Genomic DNA, 21,793 nt, shown 5'->3' with positions numbered 1-21,793 from the left:
TCGCTAGACGTCTGCGTGAGCCAGCTGGGCGGAGTCGTCGGCGTCGGACGTCTCGGATGCCGAGGACTTCCTCAGCGTCATGGCGACGACGGTGCGGACGGCGGCGACGATCCGGTCCAGCCCGTCGCGCAACCGCTGATCGTCGATCACCAGCGCCGGATAGAAGAACACCGACACCACATCCGCGGACCGTGTCACTCGGACCACGACACCGTGCTCGTAGCACTGGTGCCACAATTGCGCGCGGAACCACTCGGCGTCCACGTCGGCCGGCACCCGGATCTCCAGGCTGCCCAGCAGGCCGATCGCCGAAGCCCTTGCCTGCCAGGGCACTTCGACCCGGGCACGTTCCAGCCCGTCACGCAGCACCGGCTCAGATGCGGCGGCGTTGGCGACCAGGCCCTCGTCGTCGATGATCTTCAGCGTCTCCAGCGCGGCGGCGCAGGCCACCGGGTGCCCGGCGTATGTGTTGACGTGCACGAGGGGCGAGGCCTCGAACGCCTCCTGCACCCTGCGTGACACCGCTGCGGCGCCCATCGGGATGTATCCGCTTGTCAGCCCCTTGGCCATCGTCATGATGTCGGGCTTGACGTTCCACTGCTCGCATCCGAAAAGCTTTCCGGTGCGGCCGAATCCGGTCACGACCTCGTCGGCGATCAGCAGGATGCCGTAGCGATCGCAGATTTCGCGCAGTCGCGGCCAGTAGTCGTCGCTGGGGACTTTGACGGCGCCGGGGATGGACACCGGCTCGGCGATGATGGCCGCGATGGTGTCGGGGCCTTCACGCTCGATGATGGCCTCGGTCTCGGCGATGCAATGCTCGACGCACTTGTCGTCGAACGAGCACTTGCCGCAGAACCCCGCGAACGGCTGGGGCAGCGCGACGAAGCCCGGCACCAGCGGTTGGAACTGCTCCCGAAACGCGGGGATCGCCGTCGCCGTCGTCGCCGCGAACGTCGACCCGTGATAGGACCCGTAGCGGCTCATGATCTTGAACCGGCCGCTCTGCCCCATCCGCCGGTGATAGTCACGGGCCAACTTGAAGGCGAGTTCGTTCGCCTCACTGCCGCTGCTGACGAAGTTGAAGATCGGGTCGTCGACCGGGACGCGGCGGGCCAGCTCGTCGGCCAGCCTGGTGACGTAGACGTGCGATGCGCCCGCCTCGAGCGAGGCGAACTCCATCTGCCGCACCTGGCCTGCGATCGCGTCGGCGATATCGGATCTGCCGTGCCCCGCGACGCAGACGCCGAGGTGGTTGCCTGCGTCGAGCACCCGGAGACCGTCCTCGTCGATCAGGTCGGTGCCCTCTCCTCCGACGAAGACGCGCGGATACTTCCCCGGAAACACGCGGTCGAGGTGGGCGAAGTCCGCTCCGAAGTGGCGGACCCGGCGCAACGCCGTCGACTGCGCCTGGGACCGAGTTGGCATACGCGACAGCTCCAAAAGTTCATAAGTCGAATGTGTATACGTTTGACCCTCGCACTTTTGGACGGTGGCTGTCAACCGCCTGGGAACTAGGTGGGCGGGTAGGGCAGACCGAACTCGTCGGCCAGCAGGCTCTGCACGATGATCATCGCCGCCTGCGATCCCGCCGCGATCGCGCCCGCCACGTACGGCTGCTCGGCGCAGATGTCGCCGGCGGCGAACACCCCGCCTGCGTCGGTCCGATGGATCGCGTCGATACCGACGGAAGCCCCGAGCGGCCCGGGCGTGCAGGCCGCACCCAACTGCTCGGCCAGCGGGGAGCGCTGCTGCAGCGGCGCCTCCACCAACAGCCCGTCGCGCTCCAATCGCGTGCCGTCGGCAAACGCGATGGCCGTCAATTGCCCGTGCTCCCCGATCAATTCGGCGATTCTGCGATCGTCGATCGTCACGCCTGCCTCCCGCAGCAGGCGTTCGTCGTCTGCGGACAACTGGGAGTGGCCGTCGGTCAGCGACACCACATCGTCGCTCCAGCCGCGCAGCATCAACGTCGCGTGCACGGCTTCCTCGCCTGCGGCCAGCGCCGCCAATCGCTTGTCGCGCATCTCCCAGCCGTGACAGAACGGGCACTGGAACACCGACGTGCCCCACAGCTCGGCCAGACCCGGGATCTCGGGCGGGCAGTACTGCATGCCCGTGGCGAGCAGCACCCGCCGCGCCCGCACCTGCTCGCCGCCGTCGACATCGAGCACGAAGCCGTCATCGATGCGGCGGCCGCCGGCCACGGTGCCGCGGCGGTACTCCACGCTCGGGTAGGCCTCGAGCTCGCACCTGCCGGCCTCGTACAACTCGGCGGGCGGGCGCTGATCGAAGCCCAACAGCCCGCCGATGGCCTTGCTCGCGCGGTTGCTCTGCTGATCGGCGTCGATCACGATCGTGCGCCGCCGCGCCCGGCCCAACACCAACGCCGCGCTCAGCCCGGCCGCACCGGCCCCGACGACGGCGCATTCCCATTCAGCGTTTCGATCATTTGCCACGGGCTATCTATATCCCCCGATAGGCGACGCCACACCTCTTTGCGGGGTACACCGGTGTGGTGCTGGTGTCGGTCGGACATGGCGCTCTGGACAGAGAAGCGCTGGTGGCGCTGCTACGCGGGGCGGACGTGGAGGCGCTCGTCGACATCCGTCGCTACCCGAACAGCAGACGCAACCCCGACGTCGCACAGTCCGCGATCACCGAGTGGGCGCGCGACGCGGGCCTGGACTACCGGTGGGAGCCGAGGCTGGGCGGACGACGACGGCTGCCCGCCGACGAGCAACCGGTGGACACCTGGTGGCGGGTGCAGCAATTCGCGGCCTACGCCGCCTACACCCGCACGGAGCCGTTCGCCGACGGAATCGACCAACTGATCGCCGAATCACGGCGCCGCCGGACCGCGATGATGTGCAGCGAGTCGGTGTGGTGGCGATGCCATCGCCGCATCGTGGCCGACGTCGCGGTGGTGAAGTTCGACGTGCCGGTCGCGCACCTCATGCACGACGGCCGGCTCGTCGCCCATGAGCCGTCGGAGGCCGCGCATCTGCGAGCCGACGGACACGTCGTCTGGAACTGACCCCGGTCGATTTGCGGTATCCGTTTCCAGCCGTGCGAACTTGCACTACGTGCGCCAGGATTGGCCTATTGTTAACAATCCCCAGCCCGGATACGCTCCGAGCGTCCTGGACCGCCCTGTCGAGAGGACACCGTGACCGAACTGGCGCAAGCGCTTGTCGGCGGGATTCTCATCGGAGGCCTCTACGTCGCGATCAGCATTGGCTTTTCAATGTCTTTCGGCGTCCTCGACGTCGTCGACCTCGCCGTCGGAATGTGGGTCGTGCTCGGCGCATTCGCCGTCATCGTGGCCAGCGAGAAGCTCGGCGTAGACGCGTTCCTTCTGCTTCCGGTGATATTCATCGTGTTCGCGATCGTCGGCTGGCTGATCGCGCCGTTGATCTACCGCGTCCGCACGAGCAAATACGCCCTGCCCGCATTGATGGGCCTGGCCTTCACCTTCGGCCTGGCCACCGTGATCCGCGGCGGACTGCTCACCGCGTTCGGCTACACGCCCCGCGCGGTGCAGACCCAATTCTTCTCGGGCAACATCACGCTCTTCGGGATCACCGCCCCGGCGATCCGGGTGGCCGGCTTCGCGTTCGCCCTCATCGCGACGGGTCTGTTCCTGGCGTTCCTGTTCTACACCCGCACCGGTCTCGCCATCCGCGCCACCGCGCAGAGCAAAGAGAACGCCGGCCTGATGGGCGTCGACGTCAAGCGGATCAGCAGCCTGGTGTACGCCATCTACACCGGGCTGACCGCGTTGGCGGGCGCGTTGCTCGGCGCCATCTACGCCATGACACCCGAAGTGGGACTGCGCTACACGCTGTTCGCGTTCTTCGTCGTCGTGCTGGCCGGGCTGGGCTCGGTGATCGGCGTGCTCGCCGCGGGCCTGTTCCTCGGTGTGCTGCAGTCCCTGGTGACGACGTACGTCGGCGCCGACTACACCCTGATGGTCGTGTTCGCGGTGCTGTTCCTCGCGCTGCTGCTGTTCCCGCAGGGCATTTCGCGACGGGGGTTGGCATGAGCAGGCCGGCGTCGGGCGGCAACCCGTGGGTGAACCTCGGCGTGCTCGCGCTGATCGTCGCCGCGTTGTGCCTGCTGCCGATGATGACGTCGCCGTATTACGTGCGCGTGGCCACCGGTGTGGCGATGTGGGCCGGAATCGCCCTGTCCTGGAATGTGATCTGCGGTTATGCCGGCTATATCAGCTTCGGTCACGTGGCGTTCTTCGGCATCGGCGCCTACACCACGGCGATCCTGATGCAGCCCGACGTCGACTGGAACTTCTGGGCCACCCTGCCGGTCGCGGCGGTGATCGCGGCGGCCGTCGCGGCACTGGTCGGCTGGCCCGCGCTGCGCCTCAAAGGCGCGTACTTCGCGATCGCCACGTGGGCGCTGGCCGAGGCGGTCCGTGAACTCGCTACGGTCGTCGACATCACCGGCGGCTCAGGTGGTTTGAAAACGCCGATCCGCTTGGACGACAACTTCTTCTTCTACACGATGGTCGGTGCGGCCGCGATCGCCTACGCGCTGTGCTACCTGCTGTTGGAGCGGTCACGCTTTGGCTTCCGGGTGAAAGCCGTGCGGGACAACGAGGTTGCCGCCCGCGCCCAGGGCATCAACACCACCCTGGTGAAGATCGAGGCGTTCGCGTTGAGCGCGGTGATTCCCGCCATCCTCGGCGGCATCAACGCCTACTGGATCACGTTCATCAACCCGGCCAGCGTGTTGAACACCATCATCACCGACCAGCTGGTGGTCATGGTGCTGGTCGGCGGGCTGGGCCACATCTGGGGCCCAGCGCTCGGCGCGACGGCGTTGTTCCTGCTGCAGGAACAGTTGCGCGTCAGCTACGGCGAGACCACCGCCTACATCGTCATCGTCGGCGTGCTGGTGATGCTCGTCGTGCTGTTCCTGCCCGACGGGCTGGTCAGCCTCGGCCGTCGAGCCAGACGAATGCGGTTGGTACGTCAGCTACTCGGCCGAGCGCGCGACGACGTCGCGCCGAGGAAAACTGACGCTCAGACCGAGGAGGTGTCGCGGTGACGGTGCTGGCGGTCGACAACCTGTACCGCTCGTTCGGCGGCATCCGCGCGGTCGACGGTGTCAGCTTCTCGGTCGACAAGGCCGAGATCGTCGGCATCATCGGGCCGAACGGCAGCGGCAAGAGCACGCTGTTCAACCTGCTCACCGGTGCGCTGAAGCCGGACAAGGGCAGCATCACGCTGTTCGACCGCGACATCACCCGCCTGGCCCCATACAAGATTGCGCGCGCGGGTCTCAGCCGCACCTTCCAGATCCCGGCGCTGTTCGTGAACATGACTGTGCGGGAGAACCTTTGGACCGCTGCCGTGCAGTTCGACTGGGACAACGCCACGGCGCGGGCCGATGCGGTGCTGGAGCGCCTCGAGCTGACCCGCGTCGCCGACGACCTCGCCAGCAGCCTCTCCGGCGGGCAGCAGCGGCTGCTGGAAATGGGTCGGGTGCTGATGCAGAGCCCGAAGATCGCATTGCTCGACGAGGTGGCGGCAGGCGTGCACCCGCGGCTGCGCCAGATCATGCTGGAAGCCATCCGCGGGCTGCGCGATGACGGCACGACGTTTCTGGTGATCGAGCACGACATGGAGCTTGCGCAGGACATCTGCGACCGCATTATCGTGATGGACGCCGGAAAGATCGTGGCGCAGGGCAGCTTTGAGGAAATTTCGCACGACCCGCATGTGATGGAGGCGTACCTGGGGGTGACGGCCGAGTGAGCGACGCCAGCGACTCACGCGCCAGCGTCATCAGGGTCGAGAACCTGGACGCGGGGTACGGCAGCGTGCAGATCCTGCACCAGGTGTCGTTGACGGCCCGCACCGGCGACGTCACATGCATATTCGGGCCGAACGGCTGCGGCAAGAGCACGCTGCTGAAGGCGATGGCCGGCGTCATCGACCCGTGGGCGGGCAAGGTCATGCTCGACGACGACGATCTGACCCATCTGCCGTCGCACAAGACACTCGGGCGCGGCATCGCCATGATGCCGCAGGGCGGAGGCGTGTTCCCGGCGCTGTCGGTGCGCGACAACTTGCGGATCGGCGCCTACACGATTCGGTCGCGGAAGCAGCGCGACGCGCGAATCGCCGAGTTGCTGGAGGAATTCCCGCGGCTGCGTGAGCGGTATGACGTTGCGGCCGGGGCGCTTTCCGGCGGCGAGCAGATGATCCTGTCGATCGCCCGCGCTTTGATCCTGCGACCGCGGTTCCTGCTGTTCGATGAGCCGTCGGCGGGCCTGTCCCCCAAGCTCGTCGGCGATGTGCTGGTGCGCGCGGCCGAACTGGCCAAGCGCGGCGTCGGCGTGATCATGATCGAGCAGAACATCCGCGAGGCGTTGCGGGTGGCCGACCGCATGTATGTGCTGGTGTCGGGGCGCAACCGCTTCGAGGGCACACCCGCAGACGTCGAAGACGACCGCGAACTCATCCATCTCTACCTAGGCGGTCGGTGACGATGCACCATTTCGGCCCGCAGCCCGCAGGGGCTACCCGAGAGGAGTAACCATGTCCAGCAACATCAATCGCCGAGTGTTCCTCACCCGGGCCGGGCTGGTGATGGGCGGCGCCATGGCCGCTCCGAGCCTGCTCGCGGCATGCGGCGGCGGTGGCGGAGGAGGCGGCGGCGCGACCGACACCTTCAAGGTCGGCGCCGTGCTCGAGTTGTCCGGCGAATCCGCGACCGGCGGGCAGATCGCGCAACGCGGATACCAGCTGTGGGCCGACACCGTGAACGACAAGGGCGGCTTGTCGATCGGCGACCAGAAGTACAACGTCGAGCTGATCGTGCAGGACTGCAAGAGCGATCCCGCTACCGGCGCCGACGCCACGTCGCGGCTGGTCACCGAGGAGGGCGTGAACGCCATCTTCGGCGCCTACACCAGCGGTGTGCAGATCGCGATGGACCCGATCTGCACGAAGTATCGGGTGCCGTGCATCGCCGGCTCGGCGGAGTCGCCGAACATCTGGAAGAGCAAGCCGGAGTTCACCTTTGGTGTCATCCCTGCGGTCGATACCACAGCGGCCCGGTCGATTCAGTCGATTGTGGAGGTCGCCAATCCGAAGCCGGTCTCGGCCGCGGTCGTCGGCGCGAACGAGCCGTTCTCGGACAACACCGCGGAGGGCTTCCGGCAGGGTGTGCAGGACGCGGGCTTGAACCTGGTGCACTACGGGTTGTTCCCGACGAATGCCGACCTGGCGCCGGTGGCGGGTGCGGTCGCGGCGCAGCGGCCCGACATCGTCGCCGTGGGTGGACACGACGTGCTGCTGGTCGACTTCGTGAAGGCCATGGCCGCAACGGGATACACGCCGAAGGCGATCATCGAGCACTACGGCATCACCGACGCGTCGTTCGCGCAGGCGTTGGGGCGGCAGGCCGACGGCGTGCTGGGGATTTCGGTGTGGCTGCCGACGGCCGCGTTCAGCGACGACCTGTTCGGTTCGGCCGCCGACTACGCCAAGGCGTTCGAGGACAAGTACGGTACGGCGCCGGACTACACCGCCGCCGGGTGCAGCGCGGCCGGGCAGGTGCTGCAGGCCGCGGTGGAGAAGCTGGGTGAGCCGCCGTCGCTGTCGGAGGAGTCGCGGGGCAAGCTGAACGAGTTGATCGCGCAGACCGATCTGCAGTCCTTCTACGGGCCGATCAAGTTCGCGACCGACGGCGACCACTTCCACAACAACACCGCGCTGGACCCGATGCTGGTGCAGATTCAGGGCGGTCAGGTCAAGGCGATTGCGCCGCCGGATGCGGCCGAGGCGAAGATCATCTACCCGTTGCCGCCGCTGACCTAATTCACTGCTGATTTGTGCATCTGGCGACGGTATTTCGCAGGAAAGCGTCGCCATATGCACAATTCGGGCGCTGAGTGGGGGTGGGTGGCGCTCAGACCTACCGGCGGTGGCGGGCGGTCACACGGCCGGAATCGCGGTCGTCGCCGCGGGCAGGCCGGCCCGCTTGCAGCCGTTCCCGTTGCGGCACAACCACATACTTCGGATCGCGCGTCGATGCCACACCGGCCTCGAACACGCCGAAGCGCTGCAGCGCGCTACCGGCCAGCAGCGCCAGGCCCGACGCCGCCGTCACCGCGCGGCTGCGGCCGCCGACCACCGCGCCGACCGCGCCGCCCACCGTCAGGATCTCCGCCCACTGCCGCAGCCGGTGCGGCCTGCCGGTCGTGTACGCCTCCGCGGTCAACCCGATGCGCTGCTCGAGCGTGCGCGACGCGGCGACCTCGAGCGCCGCACCCGTCACCGCCATCCGCCGCGCCGGACCGGTCTCGCCGAGCGGCGCCAGCAGCATGCCCAGCCCGCCGCCGCTGGCCGCCGCCGAACCGGTGAACACAAATGGCAGATACGGGTGCGCCTCCCGCCAGGCCGGAACCGCCGTCTGCGACAACAGGACTGCCGTGTAAGACGCGACCCCCGGCGCGGTGCTCGCGGCCCATAACCCCGCAGGTCGCGCCAGCCGACCCACCAGCCGACCAATCCACGTCCGCCGCAGCCACTTCGGCATCAGCTCCGCTACGGCGGCCAGGCCCGCGCCGGGGCCGTACGCCGACAGGATCCAGGTGCCCATGCTCATCGGCGAGCTCGGCTTGGCCACCCGCAGCATGTGATGGAAGCGTTCCGGCCGACCAAGATCGGCGATGAGGAAAAACAGGCTCGCCAAAACGCTGACCAGCGAACCGATTCGGCTGACCTTCCGCAGCCCCGGCCGTCCGGTCAGGTCCGCGCCCGCGCCGAGCATCGCCGAGCCCGCCGACAGCCCGCCGCAGAACAGATAGGCCGCGATCATCCAGTTCCACACCGGCGTCTTGAGAATCGGCTGCCCGTAGTACGACCGGAACTCCGCGCGCGGAACCGCCAAATCTTCCTTCATCGGTGCCGTCTCCTCTTCGCGCAAGCGCTCATCGGCCCCGCCCCACGAATGCCGTCACTGCCATCCCCACCATCGCCGACGCCGCCATCCCCGCGAATCGCCACATCCGTCCGGCGTCGCGCGTCGGCACCACCGGATCCGGCGGCAGGCCATACACTTCCGGCTCGTCGAGCAGTAGGAAGAACGCGCCGTCGCCGCCGACGCCGTCGTTCGGGTCGTGGCCGTACAGCCGCGCCTCGGTGACACCCCGCTCGTGCAGTTCGGTCACCCGCCGCGCGGCGCGTTCACGCAACTCGTCCAAGTCACCGAACTGGATGGAGTCCGTCGGGCACGCCTTCGCGCACGCCGGCTCCAGCCCGTCGTGCAGCCGGTCGTAGCACAGCGTGCACTTCCACGCGCGGCCGTCGCCCTCCCTGCGTTCGATCACGCCGTACGGACAACCCGACACGCAGTAGCCGCATCCGTTGCAGATGTCCTGCTGCACAACGACTGTGCCGAACTCGGTGCGGAACAGCGCGCCCGTCGGGCAGACATCCAAGCAGCCCGCGTGCGTGCAGTGCTTGCACACATCCGAACTCATCAGCCAGCGGAAGTCCTGTCGGGTCTCGGCGCCCGTCGCGTCACCGGGCCGCTCGCGCGACGGCATGCCCAGGTCGACCGGCTCGCGCGCGGGCTGCTCGATGAACGCCACGTGCCGCCACGAGTTTGCCCCCAGCATGCCCGTGTTGTCGAACGACATCCCGAGCAGGTTGAACCCGTCGTCGGGAACGTTGTTCCACTCCTTGCACGCCACCTCGCAGGCCTTGCAGCCGATACACACCGACGTGTCGGTGAAGAACCCGACCCGCGGCGGATGCTGCGAGTCGTATCCGGCGTCGGCGGCGACATCGTCCAGTGGGCCGTAGAAGCTGTTCTGGCTCATGGTCGTTCCTCTTCCGGCTCGCTGTGCTGCGTCGAGAGCTCGGTGGTGACGAGCGTGGTGCCGGTCTCGCGGGTGATGCCCGCACGGTCGCGATAGCCGCCGATGTAGGCCAGCAACTCGGGCCCGCGCGGCCGTTGCCCCGGCTGGATGTCACACGTCGCAACCTTGCTCTCCTGGATGAACACATTCGGGTCGGCCACCACGCCGAACAGGTCGTTGACCACATCACCCTCGACGAGACCCTTGTTACCCCAGTGGTACGGCATCCAAATCTGGTGTACGACATGGTCTTCGACGCGCAGCGGACGCATCCGGTCGGTGACGAACACCCGCGCGTCGACAGCGGTGCGGCTGGTGATGATGTGCGCCCACCCCATGTGCGTCAGCCCGCGCTCGCGCGCCAGCGCAGGCGACACCTCCACGAACAGCCCGGGCTGCAGTTCGGAGAGGTACGGCAGCTGCCTGCTCATGCCGCCCGCGGTGTGATGCTCGGTCAACCGCGCGGTGCTCAGCACATACGGGAACACCTCGCCGTGCTGCTCGGGCGGCGACGGGTTCGACGGATTGTCGTCTCGCCCATAGACTTTGCGCGCCGGATTGCCCTGCTGGGCATACAGCGAGTTGGCGAACGGCGACTCGTGCGGCTCGTAGTGCGTCGGCATCGGCCCGTCGAGCACACCGTTGGGCGCGAACAGCCAGCCCTTGCCGTCGGCCTGCATGACGAACGGGTCGTCGCCGCGCAGCGCCGCCACACCGACCGCGTCCTCTGGCGGGCGGTAGTCCGGTGGTTTGTTCTTCTCGAAGTCCGGCACGTCGTATCCGGTCCACTCGCCCTTGTCGGCGTCCCACCAGACCAGCTTCTTACGCTCGCTCCACGGCCTGCCCTGCGGGTCGGCCGACGCGCGGTTGTAGAGCACCCGCCGGTTCATCGGCCAGGTCCAGCCCCATTCCGCATCGGCGGAGGCGTGAGACTTCGGCCCGTCATAAGCCTTGCGGCGCGCGGCCTGGTTGACCTCGTCGGCGTACACCCCGCTGTAGATCCAGCAGCCGCACAACGTCGACCCGTCGGCCTTCAGCGACATGTAGTTGTCGACCGCGCGGCCCGTCGTCAGGTCGACGCCGCTGATGCGCCGCAGCACGTCTTCAGCCGACGGCTCGTCGCCGTCCACCTCGTAGTCCCACCACAGGTCGAGCAGCGGTCGGTCGCGCTCATCGGTTGAGCCCGCGAGCTTTTCGCGCAGGATCCGGCCGAGATGATAGAAGAACCACAGCTCCGATCGCGCGTCGCCGGGCGGTTCGACGGCCTTCTCCCGCCACTGCAGCATGCGCTGGGTCTGCGTGAACGTGCCCTCCTTCTCGACATGCGACGCGGCCGGGAACAGGAACACCTCGGTGCGGCAGGTCTCCGGATTGATCTCGCCGGTCTCGACCTCGGGGCTGTCCTTCCAGAACGACGCGCTCTCGATCTCGACCAGGTCGCGCACCACCAGCCAGTCCAGGTTGGCCATGCCGAGGCGCTGCAGCCGTCCGTGCGCCGACCCGACCGCCGGGTTCTGCCCGAGCAGGAAGTAGCCGAACACCTTGCCGTCGACCATGTCCATCACCGTGCGATAGGTGCCGTGGTCGCCGTTGATGCGCGGCAGATAGTCGAAGCAGTAGTCGTTCTCGGCCGTCGCCGCATCACCCCAGTACTCCTTGAGCAGCGACACCATGTAGGCGTCGGCGTTGCCCCAGAAGCCTTTCTGGTTGCGGCTCACGATGTCGTCGAGGTAATCGGCCAGCGTCTCCTGACCCGCCTTGGGCATGGCGAGATAGCCGGGCAGCAGGTTGAACAGCGTCGGCACGTCCGTCGAGCCCTGAATGCTGGCGTGACCGCGCAACGCGATGACACCGCCGCCGGGCCTACCGATGTTGCCGAGAAGCAACTGGATGATGGCGCCCGCGCGAATGTACTGCGCGCCCACCGAGTGTTGCGTCCAGCCCACGCTGTACACCAGCGCCGACGTGCGTTCGCGGCCCGAGTTCTCGGTCCACCACTTGGCGATCTGGAGGAACTGCTCGGCGGGCACGCCGCACACCCGCTCGACCATGTCCGGTGTGTAGCGGGAGTAGTGCCGCTTGAGGATCTGGTACACGCAGCGCGGGTGCTGCAGCGTCGGGTCGGACGGAATGCGTTGCGCGCCTTCGACGGGCGGACCGCCGGAGCCCGATTCGTCCGGGGTCGCGCGCTCTTTGGCGTCGGAGCCGCGTTCGTGCTCGTCGGTCGATTGGTACTGCCAGGTGGACGTGTCGTACGCGGCGGTTTCGTCGTGGTAGCCGCTGAACAGTCCGCCGAGATCCTCGGTGTCGCAGAATTTTTCGTCGACGAGGAACGACGCGTTGGTGTATGCGGTGACGTACTCGCGGAAGTCGAGTTCGTTGGACAGGATGTAGTTGATCACCCCGCCGAGGAACGCAATGTCACTGCCCGCGCGCAGCGGCACATGCTGGTCGGCGACCGCGCTGGTGCGGGTGAACCGCGGGTCGATGTGCACCACACGGGCGCCGCGCGCCTTGGCCTCCATCACCCACTGGAACCCGACGGGATGGGCCTCGGCCATGTTCGAGCCCATGATGACGATGAAGTCCGAATTAGCGAGGTCTTGCTGGTAATCCGTCGCCCCGCCGCGACCGAAGGAGGCTCCCAGACCGGGAACCGTGGCGCTGTGTCAAATACGGGCCTGGTTCTCGATCTGCAACGCGCCCAGCGCCGTGAAGAGCTTCTTGATCAGATAGTTCTCTTCGTTGTCCAGGGTCGCACCACCCAGGCTCGCGATGCCCATGGTGCGACGCAGCGTGTTGCGGTCCTTGTCGAACTGCTGCCAGCCCTTTTCGCGGGCCTCGAGCACGCGGTCGGCGACCATGTCCATCGCGGTGTCGAGGTCCAGGTCCTGCCAGTCCTTCGCATACGGCGCGCGATAGCGAACCTTGGTCAGCCGCTGCGGACCCGTCACGAGCTGTTTGCTCGCAGAACCCTTGGGGCACAGCCGGCCTCGCGAAATGGGGCTGTCGGGGTTGCCCTCGATCTGGGTGACTTTGCCGTCTTTGACGTAGACCTTCTGCGCGCAGCCGACCGCGCAGTAGGGGCAGACGGAGTGGGCGACCTTGTCGGCGTCGACGGTGCGCGGTGTCAGCGTCAGCGAGCGCTTGGACTGTGCGGCCTTGCCGCGACCCAACTTGTCATCACCTGTCAGTTGCCTGTACACCGGCCACGACCGAAGCAAGTTCTCGAAGTCCACGACGTCCCTCCTACCCGTTCGCCGTCTATCCAACCACCGTACGGGTGCCGTTGTCGGCGCGGCGCGTGATGCGTCGCCGGTCCAGCTCTTCCAGCAACGGCACGGCGACGCGGCGCGTGGTGTCCAGCGCCCGTTTGGCTTCCGCCACGGTGAAGGGCTGCGGCAGCGTCCTGAGCACCTCGGCGGCGCGTTCGCAGGCGTTCGGGCCGAGCACGATCCCGTCGGCGATGCGGGTCAGCCGCCCGACGCGGACCGCCGCCGCGAGTTCCTTCGCCCCCAGCTTGAGCTCGGCGAGTTCGTCGGCCTCAGGCGCGCGGAACGGTTCGGCCGCCAGCCACTCCTCCACCGTCTGTATCGCCTTGTCGACGCGCGGCGGCAGCGACGCGCCCGGCCGCCGGATGCGCCCGTCGACGACCTCGAGTCCGGTCCCGGACAGCAGCTCGACGACAAGTTCCGTGGCGGGCAGGCCAAGCGCCTGCCGCGCCGTCTCCAGCGGCATGCCCGCCGCGATGTCGTGGGCGGCCGACCATTCGGTGAGCGCCGAGGCCAACCGTTCACGACGCCGCGCCCACCAATTCGGGTCGACGACCCAATCGCCGACACGCTGCCCCGATACGGGAAATCCCATGGCGCGCAACTCTTCTGCCCTCGCGCACACCGGCGGTCGGGCACGGCCGGTCGCCAACTCCTGCGCGCGCTCCCGCGCCGCCCCGCGCCGACGCAGCGGGGGCGGCCGCACGTCGAGCACCTCGGTGCCCGCCGCGATGCGGTGCTCGCCGGGATCGCGCAGCAAGCCGATGTCGCCGACGCGCAACGGCAACGGCCGCGTCAGCCGCAACCGCGCCGCGGCCGGCCCGAGCGGGCGGACATGCACGGGCACCGCGGCCGACCCGATGTGCAGCACCAATTGCCGGTGCAGTTCACCGGGATTGCGCAGCGCGACGTCGATCTCGGCGGTGTCCAGCCACGCGCCGGGTGTGCGGACGGTGTCGCCGCGACCGATGTGCTGGCGGTCGATGCCGCGCAGGTTCACCGCCACGCGGGCCACCGCGGCCACCGAGTCCCGGTCGCGCTCCAACGACTGCAGCCCGCGCACGGTGACGCGCCGCCCGTCGTGCTCGAGTTCGTCGCCGACGCGGATCGTGCCCGCCGCCAGCGTGCCGGTGACGACGGTTCCCGCGCCGCGCACGGTGAATGAGCGGTCGACCCACAGCCGCACGTCGGCGTCGCCGTCAGGCGCGGGCAGCCGGTCAACGAGCGCAACCAATTCGGCCCGCACCGCGTCGAGATCGGATCCCCGCACGATCGGCGCGTCGGGCAGCCGCTCGCGCACCTGAGCGATCGCCGCCGCGGGGTCGGCCAGGTCGTCCTTGCTGATGACGACCATCACGTCGCGCACGCCGAGCGCCGCGATCGCGGCCAGATGCTCGTCGGACTGCGGCATCCAGCCCTCGGTCGCCGCGACGACGAACATCACGGCGGGCACCGGCCCGACCCCGGCGAGCATGTTCGCCACGAACCGCTCGTGGCCCGGCACGTCGACGAACGCGAACTGCCGCCCGTCGATCTCCGTCCAGGCGAACCCGAGGTCGATCGTCAGGCCGCGGCGCTGCTCCTCGGCCAGCCGGTCGGGCCACATGCCGGTGAGCCGCTGCACCAGCGTCGACTTGCCGTGGTCGACGTGACCGGCGGTGGCTACGACATGCATGCCTGCACCGCCCGGACAAGCGCGTCGTCGTCCTCGGCCGCGACCGTGCGCAGATCCAGCAGGCAGCGGCCGTTCTCCAACCGCCCGACGACCGCGGGCGTTCCGGTGCGCAGCGGCGCCGCGCAGGCTTCCGGCAGGCTGACCGCGGCGCTGGGCAGCTCGACGCCAGGGGCGCCGCCGCCGCCGACGGCCGCGACGCAGTCGACGGCCTTGGCGTCGGGCAGTCGGTCGGCGATCCGCTGGGCGCGATTGCGCAGGTCGGCGACGTCGGCGTCGAGCGCCTGCGCGACGGGCGGGGGCGGGCCGACCAGCGTGGCCTCCAGCGCGGCCAGGGTGAGCTTGTCGACGCGCAGCGCGCGGGCGGCGGGGTGGCGTCGCAGCCGCTCGATCAGATCGGCGCGGCCGAACAGCAGCCCGGCCTGCGGGCCGCCGAGCAGCTTGTCGCCGCTGGCGGTGACCAGGTCGGCCCCGTCGCGCAGCATGGTCGTCGCGTCGGGCTCGTCGGGCAGCAGCGGATGCGGCGTCAGCAGGCCCGAGCCGATGTCGGCGACCACCGGCACGCCCAAGTCGGTCAATTCGGGCACCGACACCGTCGACGTGAACCCGCTGACGTGGTAGTTCGACGGGTGCACCTTGAGCACGAAGCCGGTGTCGGGGCCGATCGCGTCGGTGTAGTCGCGCAGGTGCGTGCGGTTGGTGGTGCCGACCTCGCGGAACCGGGCGCCGGCCGACTGCATCAGGTCGGGCAGCCGGAAGCCGTCGCCGATCTCGATGAGCTCGCCGCGGCTGACCACGATCTCTTTCCCGGGCGCCAACGTCATTGCGGTCAGCAGCAGCGCGGCGGCGTTGTTGTTGACCACGTGCACGCCGCCGGCCGTCCGGACCGCGCGGGCCAGCGCTTCCAGCGCGCCCCGTCCGCGGCGGGCGCGGCGGCCGGTCTGCAGGTCGAACTCGACGTCGGTGGCTCCGCTGGCGGTCACCACGGCGTCGACGGCCGCCCGCGACAGCGGCGCACGCCCGAGGTTGGTGTGCACGACGACGCCCGTCGCGTTGATGACCGGCCGCAGGCTCGCCGCGCTGGCGGGCAGGGCCGCGACGGCGTCGTCGGCCACCTGTTCGGGCTGGATGACGCCTTCGCGGGCCCGCGCCTGCGCTTGCGCGACAACGCTTTTCACGAGTTCGCGGCCCAGCGTGCGCTGCGCGTCGACCAACCGCGGATCGGCCAGCAGGGCGTCGGTGCGGGGCACGCGGCGGCGCGGGTCAGTCACCGCGCCTCCCGGCGGCGATTTCGGCGCGCAAACGGGCGCTGAGCGCACCCTGACGCGCCGAAATCGCGGGAAGGGTGGCGGAGGCGGACGGGAATCGAACCCGCCAGCGACAGCATCTGCCGCTCAGCGATTTTGAAGATCGTGCCGATCACCAGATCGGATACGCCTCCCTGGCCCATGGCTTCATCATGGCAGGCACGATGGAGACCGTGACCTACCGACTGACCCAGTACGCCCACGGCGGCGGCTGCGCGTGCAAGATCCCACCCGGCGAGCTGGAGGACGTGGTCCGCGGCCTGACCAAGGCGCGGCCGCGCGATCCCGTCGGCGAGCTTCTCGTCGGGCTGGACGACGGTGACGACGCCGCCGCGGTCCGGATCGACGGCGGCAGCGCCTTGATCGCGACGACGGACTTCTTCACGCCGGTCGTCGACGACCCCTACGACTGGGGCCGCATCGCGGCGACCAACGCGCTGTCCGACGTCTACGCGATGGGCGGTCGGCCGGTGGTGGCGGTCAACCTGCTCGGCTGGCCGCGCGATGTGCTGCCGTTCGAGCTGGCCGCCGAGACGCTGCGCGGCGGCATGGACGTCTGTTCAGAAGCAGGCTGCCACCTCGCCGGCGGGCACAGCGTCGACGACCCCGAGCCCAAGTACGGCCTGGCCGTGACGGGGATAGCCGACCCAAATCGCTTGCTGCGCAACGACTCCGGCAAACCAGGCACACCGCTGTCGCTGACCAAGCCGCTGGGCGTCGGGGTGCTCAACAGCAGGCACAAGGCCACCGGCGACGTGTTTCCGCAAGCGATCGAGGTGATGACGACGCTCAACGCCGACGCCTCTGCCGCTGCGCTGGCGGCCGGTGTCGACTGCGCGACCGACGTCACGGGCTTCGGGTTGCTGGGACATCTGCACAAGCTGGCGCGCGCCAGCGGCGTGACCGCCGTCGTCGACACCGCCGCGGTGCCGTACATCGACGGCGCCCGCGAAGCGCTGGCGCACGGCTACGTCAGCGGCGGCACGCGCCGCAACCTGGACTGGGTGCGCCCGCACATCGACCTCTCGGCGATCGACGAGGACGAGGCGCTGCTGCTGGCCGACGCGCAGACCTCCGGTGGGCTGTTGATCGCGGGCGAGATCCCCGGCGCGCCGGTCATCGGCGAGTTGGTGCCCGCCGGCGAGCACACCATCGTCGTGCGCTGACCGTGGCGGCGGGCCCCGTTTCAGCATTTGCCACCTGGGTACGCCGGTTCGATGGAGTCAGCCCACTTCACCGAGATCACGTTGGAGGTCGACGGCACCGCCCACACCGTGCGCGTCGACAACCGCGTCACGCTGCTGGACCTGCTACGCGAACGCCTCGGCGTGACCGCCCCGAAGAAGGGGTGCGATCACGGCCAGTGCGGGTCGTGCACGGTCCTGTTGGACGGCAGGCGCGCGACCTCATGCCTGGCGTTGGCGGTCGCCCACGACGGCGCCGAGATCGTCACGGCCGCAGGGCTGGGCAACGCCGACGCGCTGCACCCGATCGCCGAGGCGTTCCTCGAGCACGACGGATTCCAGTGCGGCTACTGCACACCCGGCCAGATCTGCTCGGCGGTCGGCATGCTCGACGAGCTCAAGGCGGGCCAACCCAGCTTCGTCACCGCTGATCTCGACGGCGTTCCGGAACTGTCCGACGCCGAGATCCGCGAGCGCATGAGCGGCAACCTGTGCCGCTGCGCGGCGTATCCGAACATCGTCGCCGCGATCCACGACGCGCATCCGCACGGGGCCGCCCGATGAGGCCGTTCGACTACCACCGCGCCACCAGCGTCGCCGACGCCGTCACCGCGGTCGCCGACCGACCCGACGCCGTGTTCCTGGCAGGCGGCACCAACCTGGTCGACCACATGAAGCTGGGTGTCGTCGCGCCCGGCCTCGTGGTCGACGTCGGACATCTGCCGCTGACCGACATCGAGCAGTTGCCCGACGGCGGGCTGCGCATCGGCGCCGACGTCCGCAACAGCGACCTGGCCGCGCATCCTGTGGTCCGCAGCCGCTATCCCGTGCTGGCGCGAGCGCTGCTGTCGGCGGCGTCGGGTCAACTGCGCAATCTGGCGACGACGGCGGGGAACCTGTTGCAGCGCACGCGCTGTGTGTACTTCCAGGACATCACCACGCCGTGCAACAAGCGCACACCCGGCGAAGGCTGTTCGGCGATCGGCGGCTACGTGCGCTACCACGCCATACTCGGCGCCTCCGAGCACTGCGTGGCGGTGCACCCGTCCGACATGGCCGTCGCGATGGCCGCACTCGACGCGGTCGTGGTGTTCGTCGACGGCGACGGCGAACACCGTGTGCCGGTGACGGAGTTTCACCGATTGCCCGACGACCGGCCGGAGCAGGACACTGTGCTGCCGCCGGGCGCGCTCATCACGGCGGTGGAGATTCCTGCGCCGCCTGCCGGTGCGCGCTCGACGTATCGAAAGGTGCGCGACCGCGCGTCGTTCGCGTTCGCGTTGACGTCGGTGGCCGCTGAATTGGTCGTCGACGACGGCACCGACGGCACTGACGGCACTGTCACCTCGGCGCGCGTCGCGCTGGGCGGGGTGGCCCACAAGCCCTGGCGAGCGCGACGGGTCGAGAAGAGGCTCGTCGGCTCGCCAGTTTCTTCTGACAGCTTCCGCGCAGCCGCCGAAGCGGAGCTGGTCGAGGCGAAACCGTTGGCGGGCAACGAGTTCAAGGTGGAGCTTACGCGGCGGACCATCGTCGCGACGCTGACCGCGCTGGCGGAAGGGCGGCAGCTGTGACGGCCCTTCAGCCGCGGGTCATCGGCACCCGCGTCACCCGGCTCGACGGGCCCGCAAAGGTGACCGGCGCCGCGCCGTATGCCGTCGAGCATCCCGTCGACGACCCGCTGTACCTGCATCCGGTGCAGGCCACCATCGCCCGCGGACGGGTCAAGGCCATCTATACCACCGAGGCGCAGGCCGTCGACGGTGTCGTCGACGTCTTCAGCATGTTCGACGCACCGCCGCTGGCCGACACCTCCGACGGCGACCTGACGATCCTGCAGGACGACCAGGTGCACTACCGGGGCCAGCTGATCGGCGGCGTCATCGCCGAGACCGCCGAAATCGCCCGGGATGCAGCTGATCTCGTACAGGTGCACTACGAGGCGGCCGCCCACGACACCGAGCTGCGCGCCGACCATCCGCAGCTGTATGCGCCGGAGGAGGTGAACGCCTCGTTTCCCACCGACACCTCGGAAGGCGACGTGGAGGCGGCGCTTCGCGAGGCCGATGTCGTCGTCGACGAAACGTACAGCACGCCGCACGAGCACAACAACCCCATGGAACCGCATGCGTGCATTGCGATTTGGTCGGCCGACGGCGATCGGCCGCAGTTGACGATGTACGACTCCACCCAGGGCGTGCACGTCGTCCGCGAGCAGCTGGCGACGTCGTTCGGCCTCGACAAGGAGCAGGTGCGCGTCATCGCCAAGCATGTCGGCGGCGGCTTCGGCTCGAAGGGGGCGCCGCACTCGCACAACATTCTCGCCGCGATGGCCGCGCAACGGGTCAGCGGACGCCCGGTGAAGTTGGCGCTTGCGCGACAGCAGACGTTCGCGATCGCGGGGTATCGCACGCCGACCATTCAGCACATCCGGCTGGGTGCGCGACGGGACGGCACGCTGACAGCGATCAGCCACGACGTCGTCGAACAGACCGCGACGGTCAAGGAGTACGCCGAGCAGACCGCCGTACCGTCGCGGATGATGTACGCCGGTGCCAACCGCTCGACGTCGCATCGGTTGGCGGCGCTTGATGTTCCGGTGCCGTTCTGGATGCGGGCGCCAGGCGAGTGCCCCGGCATGTACGGCCTCGAGGTCGCGATGGACGAGCTGGCCGTGGCGTGCGGGCTCGACCCGATCGAGCTGCGGGTGCGCAACGAGCCCGACGTCGACCCCGAGACGGGGCATCCGTGGTCGGACCGCCGGCTGGTGGAGTGTCTGCGCACCGGAGCCGATCGGTTCGGTTGGGCGCCACGGGATCCCACGCCAGGGGTGCGGCGTGACGGTGAATGGCTGGTGGGCACCGGTGTGGCGTCGTCGGTGTACCCGGCGATGATCCAGCCGGGCAACTCGGCGCGCATCGAGTATGCAGCGCCGGACCGCTACGTCGTGCAGATCGGCGCGGCCGACATCGGCACCGGCACGTGGACGGCACTGTCGCAGATCGCGGCCGACGCGCTGGACTGCTCATTGTCGGGCGTCGAGTTGCAGATCGGCGACAGCGCGTTGCCCACGGCGTCGGTGGAGGGCGGTTCGTCGGGCATCAGCTCGTGGGGCCGCGCGATTGTGGCTGCGGCGCGGGAATTTCGGCGCTCGCACGGCTCGAATCCCGAGGTGGGCGCCGTCAGCGTTGCCGATGCGCCGGAGAATCCGGAGGCCAAGGAGCGCGCGATGTACTCGTTCGGCGCGCATTTCGTCGAGGCGCGGGTCAGCACCCACACCGGCGAGATCCATGTGTCGCGGATGCTGGGCGTGTTCTCGGTGGGCCGGGTGATCAATCCGACGACGGTGCGCTCGCAGTTCATCGGCGGCATGACAATGGGGCTGTCGATGGCGTTGCACGAGGAGGGTTTTCGCGATCACCGCTTCGGGCACGTGGTGACGCAGGACCTGGCCACGTACCACATCAGCTCGCATGCGGACATCCCCGAGATCGACGCGATCTGGTTGGACGACGTCGACCCGTACTCGAATCCGATGGGTTCGCGCGGAGCGGGCGAGATCGGCATCGTCGGGTCCGCGGCGGCTGTGGTGAACGCCGTCTATCACGCAAGCGGTGTGCGGGTGCGAGACTTACCGGTGATGTGCGACGCGCTGTTGACGTGACTTTGGTTGATCGGTTGGTCGGCGAACTGGTCGACGAGTGGGATCTGCGGTTGGACGGTTCGGCCGTCCGCGGCTCCCACGCTGTTGTCGTGCCGGTGCGGACGGCGGACGGATCGCCGGCGGTGGCGAAGGTGGGCCACTCCGAGCACGAGCATCTGGTGCTGAGGCGGTGGGGCGGCTCGGGTGCGGTGCGGCTGTTGCGGGCCGACCCGCACCGGCGCGCGCTGTTGTTGGAGCGGGCGGGGCCGTCGTCTCTGGAGTCGTTGTCCGACGTCGACGCGTGCGCGGCGGTCGTCGAGCTGTATCGGGCGCTGCATGTGCCTGCCATGCCGCAGTTGCCGTCGCTTTCCGGGCTGCTGGTGCAGTGGGCCGACGAGTTGTCGGCGCTGCCGCGCAGCGCGCCTGTGCCGCATCGGCTGGTCGAGCAGGCTGTCGCGCTGTGCCGGGAGTTGTCGTCGGTGCCGGATTCGCATGTGCTGCACGGGAATCTGCACTACGGCAAGGTGCTCGCCGGTGAGCGGTCGCGGTGGTTGGCGATTGCGCCCCGTGCGGTGAACGGTGATCCGGCCTACGAGATCGCGCCCATGCTGTGGCACCGCTGGGATGAGCTCGGCACGGGCCGAAGCGTTCGTTTCGGTGTGCAGCGGCGGTTTTTCGCGCTGGTCGACGCGGCTGGGTTCGACGAGGACCGCGCCCGCGCGTGGGTCATCGCGCGGGCGGTGCGGGAGGCGACGCGCGACCCTTCGAACATGACGAAGTATGTCGCTCTGGTCAAGGCAGTCCAGGAGTGAACTGCGTTGGT

The 21,793-nt window shown here is 68.9% G+C and carries 18 protein-coding genes and 1 tRNA gene; 11 read left to right on the top strand and 8 right to left on the bottom strand.

The genetic code is table 11. The annotated features are described in order from the left end of the window. Positions 1–3: 3 nt before the first annotated feature. Both CQY20_RS16405 and CQY20_RS16400 read right to left on the bottom strand, forming a co-directional pair. On the bottom strand, positions 4–1,428 hold the full coding sequence (locus CQY20_RS16405; RefSeq protein ID WP_097941134.1) for an aminotransferase family protein: 1,425 nt from the start codon (positions 1,426–1,428) through the stop codon (positions 4–6). Between the two features lie 86 nt (positions 1,429–1,514). Then, complete coding sequence (locus CQY20_RS16400; RefSeq protein ID WP_097941133.1) at positions 1,515–2,459, bottom strand: NAD(P)/FAD-dependent oxidoreductase; 945 nt, start codon at positions 2,457–2,459, stop codon at positions 1,515–1,517. Positions 2,460–2,518: 59 nt separating this feature from the next. Here CQY20_RS16400 and CQY20_RS16395 point away from each other — a divergent pair, with 59 nt between their 5' ends. The 6 genes from CQY20_RS16395 to CQY20_RS16370 all read left to right on the top strand — a co-directional run bounded on the left by CQY20_RS16395 (position 2,519) and on the right by CQY20_RS16370 (position 7,847). Beyond that, the gene (locus tag CQY20_RS16395; protein WP_097941154.1) at positions 2,519–3,037 is read left to right on the top strand and encodes a DUF488 domain-containing protein; all 519 of its coding nucleotides are present in this window, start codon (positions 2,519–2,521) and stop codon (positions 3,035–3,037) included. 132 nt (positions 3,038–3,169) lie between these two features. Further along, positions 3,170–4,045 (top strand): branched-chain amino acid ABC transporter permease, encoded by an 876-nt coding sequence (locus tag CQY20_RS16390; protein WP_097941132.1) that lies wholly within the window; start codon positions 3,170–3,172, stop codon positions 4,043–4,045. After that, entirely contained in the window at positions 4,042–5,067 is a 1,026-nt protein-coding gene (locus CQY20_RS16385) for a branched-chain amino acid ABC transporter permease (RefSeq protein ID WP_097941131.1), read from the top strand. The genes CQY20_RS16390 and CQY20_RS16385 overlap by 4 nt, the downstream gene beginning before the upstream one ends. Beyond that, a complete protein-coding gene (locus CQY20_RS16380; protein WP_097941130.1) occupies positions 5,064–5,777 on the top strand; it encodes an ABC transporter ATP-binding protein in 714 nt (237 codons plus the stop codon). The genes CQY20_RS16385 and CQY20_RS16380 overlap by 4 nt, the downstream gene beginning before the upstream one ends. Beyond that, positions 5,774–6,511 (top strand): ABC transporter ATP-binding protein, encoded by a 738-nt coding sequence (locus tag CQY20_RS16375; RefSeq protein WP_234816277.1) that lies wholly within the window; start codon positions 5,774–5,776, stop codon positions 6,509–6,511. Before CQY20_RS16380 ends, CQY20_RS16375 begins: the two co-directional genes overlap by 4 nt. Before the next feature lie 52 nt (positions 6,512–6,563). Then, positions 6,564–7,847 carry an amino acid ABC transporter substrate-binding protein gene (locus tag CQY20_RS16370; RefSeq protein WP_097941129.1) on the top strand — a complete coding sequence of 428 codons (1,284 nt, stop codon included), beginning with the start codon at positions 6,564–6,566 and terminating at the stop codon, positions 7,845–7,847. 97 nt (positions 7,848–7,944) lie between these two features. Here the strand turns inward: CQY20_RS16370 and nrfD are convergent, their stop codons facing one another. The 6 genes from nrfD to CQY20_RS16335 all read right to left on the bottom strand — a co-directional run bounded on the left by nrfD (position 7,945) and on the right by CQY20_RS16335 (position 16,280). Then, complete coding sequence (gene nrfD / locus CQY20_RS16365; protein ID WP_097941128.1) at positions 7,945–8,934, bottom strand: NrfD/PsrC family molybdoenzyme membrane anchor subunit; 990 nt, start codon at positions 8,932–8,934, stop codon at positions 7,945–7,947. Between the two features lie 28 nt (positions 8,935–8,962). Further along, the gene (locus CQY20_RS16360; RefSeq protein WP_097941127.1) at positions 8,963–9,856 is read right to left on the bottom strand and encodes a 4Fe-4S dicluster domain-containing protein; all 894 of its coding nucleotides are present in this window, start codon (positions 9,854–9,856) and stop codon (positions 8,963–8,965) included. Beyond that, positions 9,853–13,119 (bottom strand): formate dehydrogenase, encoded by a 3,267-nt coding sequence (gene fdh / locus CQY20_RS16355; RefSeq protein ID WP_474630424.1) that lies wholly within the window; start codon positions 13,117–13,119, stop codon positions 9,853–9,855. Before fdh ends, CQY20_RS16360 begins: the two co-directional genes overlap by 4 nt. A 40-nt stretch (positions 13,120–13,159) precedes the next feature. Continuing rightward, positions 13,160–14,842: a SelB domain-containing protein gene (locus tag CQY20_RS16345; RefSeq protein WP_097941124.1), complete on the bottom strand. Its 1,683-nt coding sequence runs from the start codon at positions 14,840–14,842 to the stop codon at positions 13,160–13,162. Next, on the bottom strand, positions 14,830–16,110 hold the full coding sequence (gene selA / locus CQY20_RS16340) for an L-seryl-tRNA(Sec) selenium transferase (protein WP_097941123.1): 1,281 nt from the start codon (positions 16,108–16,110) through the stop codon (positions 14,830–14,832). The genes CQY20_RS16345 and selA overlap by 13 nt, the downstream gene beginning before the upstream one ends. A 75-nt stretch (positions 16,111–16,185) precedes the next feature. After that, a tRNA-Sec gene (locus CQY20_RS16335) sits at positions 16,186–16,280 on the bottom strand. A 30-nt stretch (positions 16,281–16,310) separates the two neighbouring features. Here CQY20_RS16335 and selD point away from each other — a divergent pair. From selD to CQY20_RS16310, 5 genes are read left to right on the top strand one after another with little or no spacing between them, the layout of a single operon-like run. Continuing rightward, entirely contained in the window at positions 16,311–17,312 is a 1,002-nt protein-coding gene (selD, locus tag CQY20_RS16330) for a selenide, water dikinase SelD (protein ID WP_371871105.1), read from the top strand. Positions 17,313–17,363: 51 nt separating this feature from the next. Continuing rightward, entirely contained in the window at positions 17,364–17,894 is a 531-nt protein-coding gene (locus CQY20_RS16325) for a 2Fe-2S iron-sulfur cluster-binding protein (protein ID WP_097941122.1), read from the top strand. Then, complete coding sequence (locus CQY20_RS16320; protein WP_097941121.1) at positions 17,891–18,901, top strand: FAD binding domain-containing protein; 1,011 nt, start codon at positions 17,891–17,893, stop codon at positions 18,899–18,901. The genes CQY20_RS16325 and CQY20_RS16320 overlap by 4 nt, the downstream gene beginning before the upstream one ends. After that, positions 18,898–20,991, top strand: coding sequence for a xanthine dehydrogenase family protein molybdopterin-binding subunit (locus CQY20_RS16315; protein ID WP_097941120.1), 2,094 nt, complete (start codon positions 18,898–18,900; stop codon positions 20,989–20,991). The genes CQY20_RS16320 and CQY20_RS16315 overlap by 4 nt, the downstream gene beginning before the upstream one ends. Then, positions 20,988–21,782: an aminoglycoside phosphotransferase family protein gene (locus CQY20_RS16310; RefSeq protein WP_097941119.1), complete on the top strand. Its 795-nt coding sequence runs from the start codon at positions 20,988–20,990 to the stop codon at positions 21,780–21,782. The genes CQY20_RS16315 and CQY20_RS16310 overlap by 4 nt, the downstream gene beginning before the upstream one ends. The last annotated feature ends 11 nt before the right edge of the window (positions 21,783–21,793 follow it).

Source organism: Mycolicibacterium agri (assembly GCF_002553505.1).
Lineage (GTDB): Bacteria > Actinomycetota > Actinomycetes > Mycobacteriales > Mycobacteriaceae > Mycobacterium > Mycobacterium agri.
Note: the sequence above shows the minus strand (reverse complement) of the source record. Positions and strands in the feature narration are given on the sequence as shown.